This is a genomic window from Saccharomonospora halophila 8, from assembly GCF_000383775.1.
Taxonomy (GTDB): Bacteria; Actinomycetota; Actinomycetes; order Mycobacteriales; family Pseudonocardiaceae; genus Saccharomonospora; species Saccharomonospora halophila.
In genome coordinates this window covers 3,641-16,532 of sequence record NZ_KB912512.1, presented here as the reverse complement: position 1 = coordinate 16,532, position 12,892 = coordinate 3,641, and the positions used below count along the sequence as shown (strand labels likewise).

Genomic DNA, 12,892 nt, shown 5'->3' with positions numbered 1-12,892 from the left:
CGGGCACCCCGACGGTGCGGGCATCCAGCAGTTCGCCCAGCAACCGGGGGTCCACCGGGGGGTCGGCCGCGAGGTTGAACGCCCCGCGCACCGGGGACAGGGCCGCGAGCCGCACGGCCTCGCCGAGATCGGCCGCGTGCAGCGCCTGGAACCGGAGCCCCGGGATGTCCGGCAGCACGGGGATCAACCCGGGCCGCACCAGCGAGGTCGGCAGGAACGGCCCGGCGAACAGGCGGCGCTGTTGCTGCGCCGAGGCGCGCTGGAACACGAAGCCGGGCCGCACCCGCACCACCCGGGTCTCGGGGTGGTCCCGTTCGAGAACATCCAGCACCCGTTCCAGGTACGCCTTCTCCCGCGGGTAGGCGGCGCCGGGCCAGCCGTGGGTGGGCCAGTCCTCGGTGACCGGGTGGTCCTTCGGGCCGGGGGAGTAGGCCGCCACCGACGACGAGTACACCAGCGCGGGCACCCCGCACCGGACGACGGACCCGAACACCCGCATCGCCCCGAGCACGTTCGTCCGCCAGGTGGTGACCGGGTCCCGCGTGGGCTGGAACAACCAGGCCAGGTGGATGACCACGTGCGCGCCGTCGAGCACCGCGTCGACGTCGGCGTCGGTCGCCGTGGCCAGGTCCAGCGTGGAGATCCGCAGCTCGGGTCGGGACCAGCGGGGATACCGCCGGGCGATCCCGACGACCGACTCCACCCGGGGGTCGGCACCGAGGGCGTCCACGACGCGCGTCCCGAGGTTGCCGGTGGCCCCGACGACGACCACACGGAGGGTGCCGGAAGACGCTTCCGTCATCGGACTCACCCGCCGGTCTGCTCGCGCACGAGCGCGGCGAGGCGGTCGAGGGCCTGTTCCACGCGCCGGTCGGTCTCCTCGCTCTCCTCCCCGCCGAGGTCGGGTTCCTGGCCACCGCGGAAGGCCAGGTGCAGGGTGGCCACGCTGCCCGGGGTTCCGGTGCCGCCCGCGCTTTCCGACCCCGCCGCACTCGCCGTGCCGGTCGCCTCGGCGGTGCCGTCGTCCGGGTCGACCTGCAGCCAGCCGTCGTAGTCCGCGTCGGTGCCGCCCCACTCCATCCGGCGCCGCTCGCGGTCGACCTCGACGTAGCCGAAAGCGTCGTGGACGTCACTGCCCTCGGAGACCCAGGCGTGCAGGGCGCCCCGGCCCGCGGACTCGACCTCGACCCCCTCCGGTGTCCAGTCGTTCAGCGTGGGCCCGGCGGAGGCGATGTCGAACACGACCCCGGGATCGGCGGGGATCACGCGCGTGTGTTCGAACTCGGTCATGGCCCCGGCATACCCGCACGGGAGGGGGATACACCGGGTCGCTGTCCGCGCGGGCCGGTTCAGCCGTTCTTCCGGGCCACTCCGGCCACGGCACGGGACTTCGTGACGTCCCCGTGGTGCGGGGTGTCGGGACGCCACTCGGGCAGCCACACCAGCCCGGGGTCGACGAGTTCCAGCCCGCCGAAGAACTCCGCGATCTCCGCCCGGCCCCGGATGCCGCCGCTGCCGTTGACCGAGGTCTGGCGGCTGTAGTTGTCGCCGATGCGCCCGAAGTTGTCCCGGGCCCGGTCGTCGTCGGTCTCCAGGCACGCGTGCGACAGCACGAGCAGACTCCCCGGCGGGAGTTGCTCCCGGTAGAACGCCATCGGCCGTCCGGGTTCCTCCTCGGCGGGCATCAGGTGCAGCAGCGCGACGGTGAGCAGACAGATCGGTTCGGCCGGGTCGATGCCCTCGGCGACGATCCGCTCCCACAACTCCGGCCCGTCGAAGAAGTCCCCGGCCAGCGCGCGGTGCCGGTCCGGGTCGGCGGTGTCCTCCAGCAGGATCCGCGCGTGCGCATGCGCGACGGGTTCGTTGTCCACGTACACCACGCGGGCCTTGCCGGGGGCCTGTTCGTCCGCGATCTCGTGCACGTTGCCCTGGGTGGGCAGGCCGCTGCCGAGGTCGACGAACTGCCGGACGCCCTGCGCCACGGCGAACCGCACGGCACGCCGCAGGAACGCGCGGTTCTCGCGCACGGCGTCGGCGATCTCGGGGGCCAGCGCGAGCTGCTTCTCGGCGAACTCCCGGTCGATGGCGTAGTTGTTCGTGCCGCCCAGCCAGTAGTCGTAGATCCGGCCGGAACTGGGGCGGTCGAGGTCGAGAGACGGTTTGTCGGTCACGCCGTGACCCTAGCGGAGCCGACCGGTCACGGGAACGACCCGAGCCGTGCGACCGCCCGTCGCACGCCGTCCGTCCGGCGCGGGATCACTCGTCACGGTGGTAGCGGACGTGCAACCGGCGGACCCGGTCGGCGAGCGCGTCGACCGGCCCCTCGACGACCACCCCGGGGGCCACCTCGGACACGGGCAGGGAGCGCACCGGCGCCGGTGGGACACCCAGTTCGGCCAGCCACCCGGACAACTGCGCGGACGAGGTCACGTAGACGATCCGGCCGAGCCCGACCCAGGCGTGCGCGGCCGCACACATCGGACAGTGCTCCCCGGAGGTGTACACCGTGGCCCCGGCCCGCTCCCGTGGCGAGAGCAGGGACGTCGACAGCCGGGCGAGCTCGAACTCGGGGTGCCGCGTGCGGTCCCCACCGGCCACCCGGTTGCGGTCCTCGCCACGTGCGACGCCGTCGGCGTCGACGAGCACGGACCCGAACGGCTCGTCCCCGGCGTCCAGCGCCTCCTCCGCCAACTCCACACACCGCCGCAGGAAGAAAAGCTCCCTCTCGTCCACCACACCCCGATCCTCCCACCCACCCCGCGAGTCGCCACTCCGCACCCGCGAGTCGCCACTCCATGCCCGCGAGTCGACGGCCCATGCCCGTGAACCCCGCGATCGGGACACACGGGCCACCGCGACGCTGTCATTCTGCCCCGTCCCGGTCCGGCGGGAGGTACCGGACGTGCGGGCGGCCGTCCGGATCGACCGGCCGGACGCGGGCCCGCACGCCGTAGACGTCGGCGATCAGTTCCTCGGTGAGGACGTCGCCCGGGGTGCCTTCCCCGACGATCCGGCCCCGGTCGAGCACGACCACGTGGTCGCAGAACATCGCGGCGAGGTTGAGGTCGTGCAGTGCGACGACGGTGGTGCCCGGTCGGCGGGCGACCAGCCGCAGAAGTTCGAGCTGGTGTCGCACGTCCAGGTGATTGGTCGGTTCGTCCAGCAGGAGTTCCCGGGGCCGTTGCGCGAGTGCGCGGGCGATCTGCACCCGCTGCCGTTCCCCGCCGGACAGCGTCTGCCAGCGTTGGTGCTCCCGGTCCGCCATACCGGTGTGCGCCAGTGCCTCGCGGACGGCCTCGTCATCGGCGCGGGTGGTGTCCGACAAGAGCCGACGGTGCGGGATACGACCGAGCCGCACCACCTCACCCACGGTCAGCGGAAGTTGCGTGTCGGCCTGTTGGGCGACGTGGGCCAACCGCCGCGCGCGGTCGCGGCGGGCCCGGTCCGCCAGCGGACGGCCGTCGAGGGTGACGGTGCCGGACGTGGGCCGCAACAGCCCGGCCAGCAGCCGGAGCACCGTGGTTTTGCCGGACCCGTTGGGGCCGAGCAGGCCCGTGGTGCGGCCCGGGCGCGGCTCCAGCGTCACGTCGTCGACCACGGTGGCGGAGCCGAGGACACGGCTGACCCGCCGTGCGGCGAGGCCCTCGTGGAGTAAGCCCTCCACCCCGGCGCGGGTCGGGACGGTGGTCGTCATCGCGTCTCCCGGGTCCGGTACAGGATCGCCACGAACGCGGGAACCCCGATCAGCGAGGTCACGACCCCGACCGGTACCTCCTTCGGGGCCAGCACGGTGCGGGCGAGGGTGTCGACCCACACCAGGAACACCGCACCCGCCAGCACGGTGGCGGGCAGTAGCCGGGCGTGCCCGGGGCCGGTCAGCGCGCGGGCGGCGTGCGGGAGTACGAGCCCGACGAAGCCGACCGCCCCGACCGTGCTGACCAGGGTGGCCGTCAGGGCGGCGGTGGCACACAGCAGCACCAGCCGCACGCGCGCCACGGGGACACCGAGTGTGGCGGCCGCGTCCTCCCCGAACGCGAACGCGTCCAGCGGCCGGGCGTGCCCGAGACACACCACCAGCACGACGCCGAGCACCACGGCGCAGAGCACCACGTCGGTCCACCGCACGTTGCCCAGCGAACCCAGCAGCCAGAACAGCACCCCGCGGGTCGTCTCCGCGTCGGCCGAGGTGAGCAGCACGAACGAGGTCAGCGCGGAGAAGAACTGCATGACCGCGACGCCGGAGAGCAGGACCCGGTCGCTGCTGCCGCCGAGCGCGTGGCTGAGCACCAGCACCAGCCCGAACGCCACGACGGCGCCCAGGAACGCCCCGGAGGACAGGGTGAGCGCCGTGCCACCGAGTCCGAGCACCACCACCAGCACCGCGCCGGTCGAGGCACCCGAGGAGACACCGAGGACGAAGGGGTCGGCCAACGGGTTGCGCAACAGCGACTGCATCACCGCCCCGCACAGCGCCAGCCCCGCACCGCACACCGCGGCCAGCAGCGTCCGCGGCAACCGCAGGTCCCAGACGATCCCCTCCCGGATCGTGCTCAGCCCCACCGCGCCCTCGCCCAAACCGAGGCGGGAGGCGACCGTGGCGTAGACGTCGGACACGCTGATGTCGGCGGGACCGACCGTGATCGCCACCACCATCGACGTCACCAGCGCGCCGAGCGCACCCGACCAGACCAACGCGGGTGTCCACCCGCGGCCCGGGCGCGGGCCCCGCGGTGTGCTCCGTCCGGTGCCGGTGCCGGTGCCGGTGCCGGTGCCGGTGCCGGTGCCGGGTCTGGTGCCGGGTCTGGTGTCGGGTCCGGAGTCGGTGGTCACCGCGGCTCCGTGGAGGCCATCCCGAACTCCCGCAGCGCCGCGCCGACCGTCTCGATCCCGTCGACCGTGCGCAGTGTCGGATTCATCGCCTGCCCCGGCAGGAACACGTACCGCTGCTCGCGCACGGCCGTCATCTTCCGTGTCACGGGGTGCGACTCCAGGAACTCGATCTTACGCTCGGCCGATTCCGCGGTCTGCGACCGGCGGGTGAGGTCGCCGAGGACCAGGACGTCCGGGTCCCGCTCGGCGACGGTCTCCCAGTTGATCTGCGGCCACTCGTCGTGGGTGTCGTCGAAGACGTTCTCCGCGCCGAGCGCTCGGGTGATGATCCCCGGTGCGCCGCAACAGCCGGCGAGGTAGGGGGACTCCTTGTTGGCGAACCAGTACATCAGCCGCACACCGGAGGCGTCGACGCCCTCGGTGGCCTCCCGCACCCGTCGCCGCAGGTCCTCCACGAGCTTTTCGCCCCGCTCCTCGACGTCGAAGACGCGGGCGAGGTCGCGGATCTCGCGGTGGATGGTCGTCATGTCCAACGGCGTGTCCCGCCGTCCGTCGCCCGCGCCGCTGTTGTCCTTCACGCAGTCGGCGGGGGAGACGTAGCTCGGCACACCGAGGTCCGCCAGCTGCGCGCGGGTGGCGACGCCGCCCACCCCCAGCGTCGAGACGAACGACGCCGACACGAAGTCCGGCTCGGCGGCCAGTACCGACTCGAAGGACGGGTTGTCGTCGGCCAGGCGCGGCACCCGCGCGTTCTCCTCGGCCAGCTCCGGAAGCACGGGGTCCGTCCAGGTGGCGGTGCCCACCATCGCGTCCGCGAGCCCCAGGGACAGCAGGATCTCGGTGCTGCCCTGGTTCAGCGAGACGGCGCGCCGCGGGGGCCGGTCGACCTCCACCCGCTGCCCGCAGTTGTCCACGGTGTGCGGGTAGCCGGGCGGGGAGGAACCCGTGGAACGGGCGGCGGGACCGCCGCAGGCGGCCAGCAGGACACAGGAGACGAGGACGGTGGCGGCGAGCCGGAGTCGGCGTGCGGACGGCACAGGTGTGATCCTTCGCGTCGAGGGCCCATGCGCGAAGCCCGGTCGGACGAGAACGCTCCGCTCCGTCGCGGAGTCGTCGGCAGGTCTTCGGACTCGGAGTCGCTCGGGCGGGGCGCCTTCCCGGACGGTGGTCCAGTGGCCCGTGCCTCGCCCATCCTCCTCACCGCTGCGCGTCAGTTCCGGGTTCACACCGGATTCCCTGGCCCACGGTCACCTCCCGTGGACACGGCCGACGCCCGCAGGCTAGCAGGCGGGTCCAACCCCTCCCCCCGCGAGTCGACACGCCATGCCCGCGAGTCGTCGCCTCGTACCCACGAGTCGACGCTGCGCGGCTCCGCCGCGCCGGGTCAGCCGGCGGGCGAGAAGTACCGGCGGGGGTTGTCCACCAGCATGGTCGTCAACGCCCGGTCGGACACCCCCGCCTCGCGCAGCGCGGGCAGCACGTCGTCGTGGATGTGGGTGTAGTGCCAGTTCGGGGCGAGCTGCTCCCGCGCACCGGGTGGGAACCAGTCGATGTGGCAGGAGGCGTCGTGCGCCAGCACCATCCGGTCGGCCAGTCCCTCGTCCACGAGCGCCGCCACCGTGGCCACCCGCTGCTCGGTCGGCAGCAGCGGGTCGAGACCGAACCGGTCCATCCCGAGCAGCGACCCGTTGTCCACCAGTTTCCGCAGGTAGTCCCGGTCGGTGGTGTCCCCGCTGTGCCCCAGGACGACGCGATTGAGGTCGACGCCCTCGCGCGCGAGGACGTCCTGTGCCACGAGCCCGGTCCGGTGCACGGCGCTGGTGTGCACGGTGATCGGGGCGCCGGTGCGCTTGTGCGCCTCGGCCACGGCGACGAGAACCCGCTCCACACCGGGGGTGAGTTCCTCCTCGATCGCGCACTTGAGGAACGCCGCCCGGATCCCGGTGCCCGCGATGCCCTCGGTGAGGTCCCGCACGAACAGTTCGACCATCGGCTCGGGCCCGCCGAGCAGGGTGCCCGGCCCGTGCATCCGGAAGGCGAACGGCACGCTGTCGTAGGTGTAGAGGCCGGTCGCGGGGATGATGTTCAGGTCGACCTCGGCGTTGACCCGGGCGACGCGCTCGATGTCGCGGCCCAGCCCCAGCACCGTCGGGTCGACGAGGGTGTCGACCCCGCGAGCGGCGAGGGCCTTCAGTCGCGCGACCGCGTCGGTGACCCGTTCGTCCTCGTCCCACAGGTGCGGGTAGTTGCGCCGGAGTTCCTCGTCGAGCACGAACACGTGCTCGTGCATGAGCACCGTGCCGAGCTCCTCGACCGGCACCGCTCCCCGGACCGTCTGCACCTGCGCCATCGGCGACCTCTCCCTCGAAGCCACGAGCGGGCGACACTAGCGGGCACGGGGCCACCCGATCAAGAAGCGGGTCGCCACCCCGTGCCCGCGAGTCGCCACCCGGTGCCCGCGAGTCGCCGCCCCGTGCCCGCGGGTCGACGGTTCAGGACGCCGGCGCGCCGCGCGCCCCGGTGGAGCCGCGCACGATGAGATCCGGCTGGAACAGGTACTCACCGGTGGGCACGTCGACCCCGGAGATCTCGTCGAGCAGCGTGCGCACCGCCGCCGTCGTCATGGTCGAGACCTGCTGCTGCACGGTGGTCAACGGCGGATCGGTGAACGCGATCAGCGGCGAGTCGTCGTACCCGACCACCGAGAAATCCCCGGGCACCGACAGCCCCTGCCTGCGGGCGGCGCGGATCGCCCCGAGCGCCATCAGGTCACTGCCGCACACCACGGCGGTGCAGTCCCGCTCCAGCAGGTGTCGGGCGGCCGAGTGCCCGCCCTCGACGGAGAACAACGAGTGCACCACCAGCTCCCCGGCCTCGTCGCCGAGCGCGGGTTCCATCAGCAGCCGGAACCGCTCGGCCTTGCGCTGGGCCGGGACGAACCGTTGCGGGCCGACGGCGAGCCCGACGCGTTCGTGCCCCAGCTCCCGCAGGTGGGTCAGCGCGAGTTCCACCGCGGCGGCGTCGTCGTCGGAGAAGAACGGCGCCCGCACGCCCGGTGCATACCCGTTGACGAACACCACCGGGACCCCGGCCTCGATCAGCCGGGTGTAGCGGTCGTGCCGGGCGGTGGTGTCGGCGTGCAGACCGGACACGAACACGATGCCGGACACGCCGCGGTCGGTCAGGGCCTCGACGAACTCGTCCTCCGTCGCCCCGCCCGGGCTCTGGGTGCACAACACCGAGGTGTAGCCGCGCATGGTGAGGGTGCGATCGATGACCTGGGCGAACGCCGGGAAGATCGGGTTGTCCAGTTCCGGGATGATCAGCCCGATCAGACCCGCGCTGCGCCGTCGTGCCGGGCGTTCGTAGCCGAGCTGGTCCATCGCGGTCAGCACGGCCTGCCGGGTGCCGGCCGCCACCCCCTGTTTGCCGTTGAGTACCCGGCTCACGGTGGCCTCGCTGACGCCCGCCTGCGCGGCGACGTCGGCGAGGCGCACACCGTCGAGTGTCCGGTCAGCCATGCGTGTCTCCGCTCCACCACACCGCACTGTTCGGGGGCAGCGTCACGACCCCGTCCCCATTCTCCCGACCGGCCGGGTCCGGGTCACCACCGTCCCCGGCCACACCGGGGTGGCTGGCCAGCAGCGGCCTTCCCGGCCGGGGCAGGGTGACCGGCACGTCCCCGAAGTTGACCGTGCAGACGAACCCGTCGCCGCGGGCGAAGGCCAGCACGTCCGCGCGCGCGTCGCACCCGGTGGCGTCCCGTGCGGCCGGGTCGAACCACCGCAGGCCCGTCTCCGGAAGCTCCCGACGCAGTGCCAGGGCCCGCCGGTACAGCGTCAGCGTCGAGTGCGGGTCGCCCTCCTGGGCCTCGACGGTGTGGGCGGACCAGTCCGCGGGCTGCGGCAGCCAGGTCGGACCGCCGAAGCCGAACGGTGGGGCCGTGCCCGACCACGGCAGCGGGACCCGGCAGCCGTCCCGCCCCCGGTCGGTGTGCCCGGAGCGTTCCCACACCGGGTCGGTGAGCACCTCGTCGGGCAGGTCGGTCACCTCCGGCAGCCCCAGTTCCTCCCCCTGGTAGACGTACACCGACCCGGGCAGCGCGAACGTCAGCAGCGCGGCCGCCCGGGCCCGGGCGAGCCCGCGTTCCCCGCCGCCGTACCGGGTGACGTGCCGCCGGACGTCGTGGTTGGACAGCACCCACGTCGTCGGCGCGTCCACATCGGCGACCGCGGCCAGCGACGCGTCGACGACCTCCCGGAATCCGGCCGCCGACCAGTCCGTCTCCACGTAGTGGAAGTTGAACGCCTGGTGCAGCTCGTCCGCGCGCAGGTACCGGGCCAGCCGGTCGGGACTGGGCACCCACGCCTCGGCGACGGCGATCCGCTCCCCGGGGTAGGAGTCGAGGATCTTGCGCCACTCCCGGTAGATCTCGTGCACGCCGTCCTGGTCGAAGAACGGCAGCTCACGCGTGGTCAGCAGGCCCGCCTGGTCGGTGCGGCCCACGTCGGGCAGCCCGTCGGCCTTGACCAGACCGTGTGCCACGTCGATGCGGAACCCGTCCACCCCCCGGTCGAGCCAGAACCGCAGGATGTCCTCGAACTCGGCGTGCACGTCGGGGTGCTGCCAGTTCAGGTCCGGCTGGGCCGGGTCGAACAGGTGCAGGTACCACTGCCCGTCCGGCACCCGGGTCCACGCCGGTCCGCCGAACATCGACTCCCAGTCGTTCGGCGGATCGCCGTCCCGCCCGTCCCGGAACACGTAGCGCTGCCGCGCGGCCGAGCCGGGCTCCGAGTCCAGCGCCTCGACGAACCACGGGTGCCGCGACGACGTGTGGTTCGGAACCACGTCCACGAGCACCCGCAGCCCCCGGGCGTGCGCCTCGGCGATCAGTGCCTCGGCGTCGGAAAGGTCGCCGAACAGCGGGTCCACCGCGCGGTAGTCGGCCACGTCGTAGCCGCCGTCGGCCATCGGGGAGGCGTAGAACGGCGTCAGCCACAGCGCGTCCACCCCGAGACCGGCCAGATGGTCGAGCCGGTTCCGCACACCCCCGAGGTCGCCGACCCCGTCGCCGTCCGAGTCGGCGAAGCTGCGCACGTAGATCTGGTAGATCGCCGCCGTGCGCCACCAGTCGTTGCCCATGGAATCCCCTTTCAGCTCTTGACCCCGCCCGCCGTCAGACCGGCGACGAGATGACGTTGGACGAGGAAGAACACGATCGCCGACGGCAGCAGCACCAGCACCGAGGCCGCGGTGAGCAGTCCCCACTCGGCCTTGAAGTCGCTGACGAAGGTCGCCATTCCGATCGGGAGCGTGTAGCGGTCCTCGCTCTGCATGAACACGCTCGCGAACGCGACCTCGCCCCAGGCCGTGACGAACGAGTAGAACACCGTCACCGCGATGCCCGGCCGGGACAGCGGCACGATCAGCCGCCAGAACGTGCCGAACGGGCTCAGCCCGTCGACCCGGCCCGACTCGTCGATCGCGACCGGGATGGTGTCGAAGTAGCCCTTGAGCATCCACGCGCAGTACGGCACCGAGACGGTGCAGCCCGCGAGGACCAGCCCGGCGTAGGAGTTGAGCAGTCCCAGGCCGGACAGCACGTTGTAGAGCGGGACGATCAGCACCGCGGCCGGGAACATCTGGGTGATCAGGAAGTTCCACATCAGCGGGCGCCGGCCCGGGAACCGCATCCGGGAGGCGGCGTAGCCCGCGGTGGCGGAGATGAGCACGGCCACCACCGTGGTCGCCGCCGCCACGATCAGCGAGTTGGCGAACCAGGTGCCGAACCGGGTCCCGGTGAGCACCTGTACGTAGTTGTCCAGCCCGAGCGGGCCCAGCTCGCCGGGCCGGGTCCAGGTGCCGCGGTCGGTCTTCAGAGAGGTCAGTGCCACCCAGGCCACCGGGAACACCGCCACCACGCTCGCCGCGACCAGCGTCGTGTGCAGTGCCGTGGAGGAGGCCCTGCCGCGGGTGTGCCGGCCCCGTGCCGGGGCACGGCGGGTCCGCGTGTCGGGAGTACTCATGTGCCCACCCCACTCGTCTGCCGGTCCAGCCAGCGGCGGTAGAAGAACGCGAACACGACGAGCATCGAGGCGATGATCGCGCCGTACGTCGCCGCGCCGGCGTAGTCGCGGATACCCTGAAACGCCCGGTCGTAGGCCTCGGTGACCAGGATGTTCGTCGCCCCGCCCGGGCCGCCGCCGGTGAGCATCGCGATCACCGGGAACTGGTTGAACGTCCAGATCGTGCCGAGCAGGATCACCGTGCCGGACACCGGCCGCAGCCCCGGCAGGGTGACGGCGCGGAAGCGCTGCCACGGCGAGGCGCCGTCCACCTCGGCCGCCTCGTAGAGGTCGTGCGGCACGGTCTGCAACCCGCCGAGCAGGGCGACCATCATGAACGGCACCCCGAGCCAGACGTTGACCAGGATGACCGAGACCTTCGCCGTGAACGGTTGTCCCAGCCAGTCCACCCCGGGGATGCCCACCGTGGTGAGCACGGCGTTGAGCACCCCGCCGGAATCGTTGAGGATCAGCCGCCAGCCGAACGCCGCCACGAACGGCGGCACCGCCCACGGCAGGATCAGCAGCATCCGGTACAGGCCGCGCCCGCGCAGCGCGCGGTTGAGCAGCATCGCCAGCCCGAGACCGAGCGAGTAGTGCAGCGTCACACAGGTCACCGTCCACACGAGAGTCCACACGAGTCTCGGGTAGAAGGTGCCCTCGGCGCCGGAGAGGATGTCGACGTAGTTGTCCAGCCCGATGAACTCGTACGTCGCCGGGATCTCGTTGGCCCCGATGGTGCGGGCGCTGTTCATCTCGTCGGCGTCGGTCAGGGACAGGTAGACGCCCTGCGCCAGCGGGTACAGCACCAGCACGGACAGCACGGCGACCACCGGGGCCACCATCGCCCAGGCGTACCAGTGCCGGGTGAACAGCCGTAGTCCCCGCGGACGACATGGGTCCACGGTATTCCCCGGCGGGCTCGTAGAGTGCCGGGCATGGCGACCCAACCGACCGAACCGACCGGCGGGCCGGGGGCCGATCCCGCCGCGACCCGTGACCTGCTCGCGCGCGACGCGGAACACGTCTGGCACCCGTACGGGCCGATGCCGGGCACGGTGCCCCCGCTGCTGGTGGCGGAGGCCTCCGGGGTGCGGCTGCGGCTGGCCGACGGGCGCGAACTCCTCGACGGGATGTCGTCGTGGTGGTCGGCGATCCACGGCTACCGGCACCCGGCACTCGACGCCGCGCTGCAGGACCAGGCCGGGCGGATGAGCCACGTGATGTTCGGCGGGCTCACCCACGAACCGGCGATCCGCCTGGCGACGACCCTGGCCGAGATCACACCGGGCGAGTTGCGGCACGTGTTCCTGTGCGACTCCGGGTCGGTCTCGGTCGAGGTGGCGCTGAAGATGTGTCTGCAGTACCAGCGTTCCCGGGGCCGCCCGGCCAAACGCCGGATGCTGACCTGGCGCGGCGGGTACCACGGCGACACCTTCCACCCGATGAGCGTGTGCGACCCGGAGGGCGGGATGCACGCACTGTGGCGCGGGGTGCTTCCCGAACAGGTCTTCGCGCCCGCTCCCCCGTCCGGGTTCGACCGTCCGGTCGACGAGTCCTATGTGGATGAGCTGGTTCGGCACGTCGAAGAGCACGCGGACGAACTCGCCGCCGTGGTGGTGGAGCCGGTGGTGCAGGGAGCGGGCGGGATGCGCTTCCACAATCCCGGATACCTGCGGGCACTGCGCGAGGTGACCGAGGCGAACGACGTGCTGCTGGTCTTCGACGAGATCGCGACCGGGTTCGGGCGCACCGGGGCACTGTTCGGCGCGGACCACGCCGGGGTCGTCCCGGACGTGTTCTGTGTGGGCAAGGCGCTGACCGGCGGGTACCTGACGATGGCCGCGACGCTGTGCACCCCCGTGGTGGCCGAGGGGATCTCGCGCGGACAGGTGCCGGTGCTCGCGCACGGGCCGACGTTCATGGGCAACCCGCTCGCCTCGGCGGTCGCGAACGCCTCGATCGGGCTCCTGCGGGACGGGGACTGGCGCGCCGAC

Annotated in this window: 13 protein-coding genes and 1 riboswitch; of the genes, 1 reads left to right on the top strand and 12 read right to left on the bottom strand. The window is 72.5% G+C overall.

Translation table 11 applies throughout. The features are described 5' to 3' along the window. The 12 genes from SACHA_RS20770 to SACHA_RS0107155 all read right to left on the bottom strand — a co-directional run. On the bottom strand, positions 1-802 hold an 802-nt coding region (locus SACHA_RS20770), incomplete at its 3' end, for an NAD-dependent epimerase/dehydratase family protein (RefSeq protein WP_039738270.1). Positions 803-807: 5 nt separating this feature from the next. Continuing rightward, positions 808-1,290 carry an SRPBCC family protein gene (locus SACHA_RS0107205; protein ID WP_019808364.1) on the bottom strand — a complete coding sequence of 161 codons (483 nt, stop codon included), beginning with the start codon at positions 1,288-1,290 and terminating at the stop codon, positions 808-810. Positions 1,291-1,349: 59 nt separating this feature from the next. Beyond that, a complete protein-coding gene (locus SACHA_RS0107200; RefSeq protein WP_019808362.1) occupies positions 1,350-2,171 on the bottom strand; it encodes an SAM-dependent methyltransferase in 822 nt (273 codons plus the stop codon). A gap of 85 nt (positions 2,172-2,256) precedes the next feature. After that, on the bottom strand, positions 2,257-2,736 hold the full coding sequence (locus SACHA_RS0107195) for a nucleoside deaminase (protein ID WP_019808360.1): 480 nt from the start codon (positions 2,734-2,736) through the stop codon (positions 2,257-2,259). Positions 2,737-2,863: 127 nt separating this feature from the next. After that, entirely contained in the window at positions 2,864-3,694 is an 831-nt protein-coding gene (locus SACHA_RS0107190) for an ABC transporter ATP-binding protein (RefSeq protein ID WP_019808358.1), read from the bottom strand. Further along, a complete protein-coding gene (locus tag SACHA_RS0107185) occupies positions 3,691-4,830 on the bottom strand; it encodes an iron chelate uptake ABC transporter family permease subunit (RefSeq protein WP_019808356.1) in 1,140 nt (379 codons plus the stop codon). Before SACHA_RS0107185 ends, SACHA_RS0107190 begins: the two co-directional genes overlap by 4 nt. Then, a complete protein-coding gene (locus SACHA_RS0107180; RefSeq protein ID WP_019808354.1) occupies positions 4,827-5,867 on the bottom strand; it encodes an ABC transporter substrate-binding protein in 1,041 nt (346 codons plus the stop codon). The genes SACHA_RS0107185 and SACHA_RS0107180 overlap by 4 nt, the downstream gene beginning before the upstream one ends. Positions 5,868-5,928: 61 nt before the next feature. Then, positions 5,929-6,116, bottom strand: a riboswitch (cobalamin riboswitch). Positions 6,117-6,214: 98 nt separating this feature from the next. Beyond that, complete coding sequence (locus SACHA_RS0107175) at positions 6,215-7,180, bottom strand: phosphotriesterase family protein (protein WP_019808351.1); 966 nt, start codon at positions 7,178-7,180, stop codon at positions 6,215-6,217. Between the two features lie 142 nt (positions 7,181-7,322). Next, the gene (locus SACHA_RS0107170) at positions 7,323-8,351 is read right to left on the bottom strand and encodes a LacI family DNA-binding transcriptional regulator (protein ID WP_019808349.1); all 1,029 of its coding nucleotides are present in this window, start codon (positions 8,349-8,351) and stop codon (positions 7,323-7,325) included. Continuing rightward, on the bottom strand, positions 8,344-9,972 hold the full coding sequence (locus SACHA_RS0107165; protein ID WP_019808348.1) for a glycoside hydrolase family 13 protein: 1,629 nt from the start codon (positions 9,970-9,972) through the stop codon (positions 8,344-8,346). The genes SACHA_RS0107170 and SACHA_RS0107165 overlap by 8 nt, the downstream gene beginning before the upstream one ends. Before the next feature lie 11 nt (positions 9,973-9,983). After that, a complete protein-coding gene (locus SACHA_RS0107160; RefSeq protein WP_019808347.1) occupies positions 9,984-10,856 on the bottom strand; it encodes a sugar ABC transporter permease in 873 nt (290 codons plus the stop codon). Beyond that, positions 10,853-11,740 carry a carbohydrate ABC transporter permease gene (locus SACHA_RS0107155; protein WP_019808346.1) on the bottom strand — a complete coding sequence of 296 codons (888 nt, stop codon included), beginning with the start codon at positions 11,738-11,740 and terminating at the stop codon, positions 10,853-10,855. Before SACHA_RS0107155 ends, SACHA_RS0107160 begins: the two co-directional genes overlap by 4 nt. 93 nt (positions 11,741-11,833) lie before the next feature. Between SACHA_RS0107155 and bioA the strand changes: the two genes are divergently transcribed. Then, the coding region (gene bioA / locus SACHA_RS0107150) for an adenosylmethionine--8-amino-7-oxononanoate transaminase (protein WP_019808344.1) at positions 11,834-12,892 on the top strand (1,059 nt) is incomplete at its 3' end.

Bases quoted from the DNA above. Each gene is read 5' to 3' on its own strand.
- SACHA_RS0107175 (WP_019808351.1), bottom strand. From the start codon at position 7,180: ATGGCGCAGGTGCAGACGGTCCGGGGAGCGGTGCCGGTCGAGGAGCTC.
- SACHA_RS0107205 (WP_019808364.1), bottom strand. From the start codon at position 1,290: ATGACCGAGTTCGAACACACGCGCGTGATCCCCGCCGATCCCGGGGTC.
- SACHA_RS0107165 (WP_019808348.1), bottom strand. From the start codon at position 9,972: ATGGGCAACGACTGGTGGCGCACGGCGGCGATCTACCAGATCTACGTG.
- SACHA_RS0107170 (WP_019808349.1), bottom strand. From the start codon at position 8,351: ATGGCTGACCGGACACTCGACGGTGTGCGCCTCGCCGACGTCGCCGCG.
- SACHA_RS0107155 (WP_019808346.1), bottom strand. From the start codon at position 11,740: ATGGTGGCCCCGGTGGTCGCCGTGCTGTCCGTGCTGGTGCTGTACCCG.
- SACHA_RS0107160 (WP_019808347.1), bottom strand. From the start codon at position 10,856: ATGAGTACTCCCGACACGCGGACCCGCCGTGCCCCGGCACGGGGCCGG.
- SACHA_RS0107190 (WP_019808358.1), bottom strand. From the start codon at position 3,694: ATGACGACCACCGTCCCGACCCGCGCCGGGGTGGAGGGCTTACTCCAC.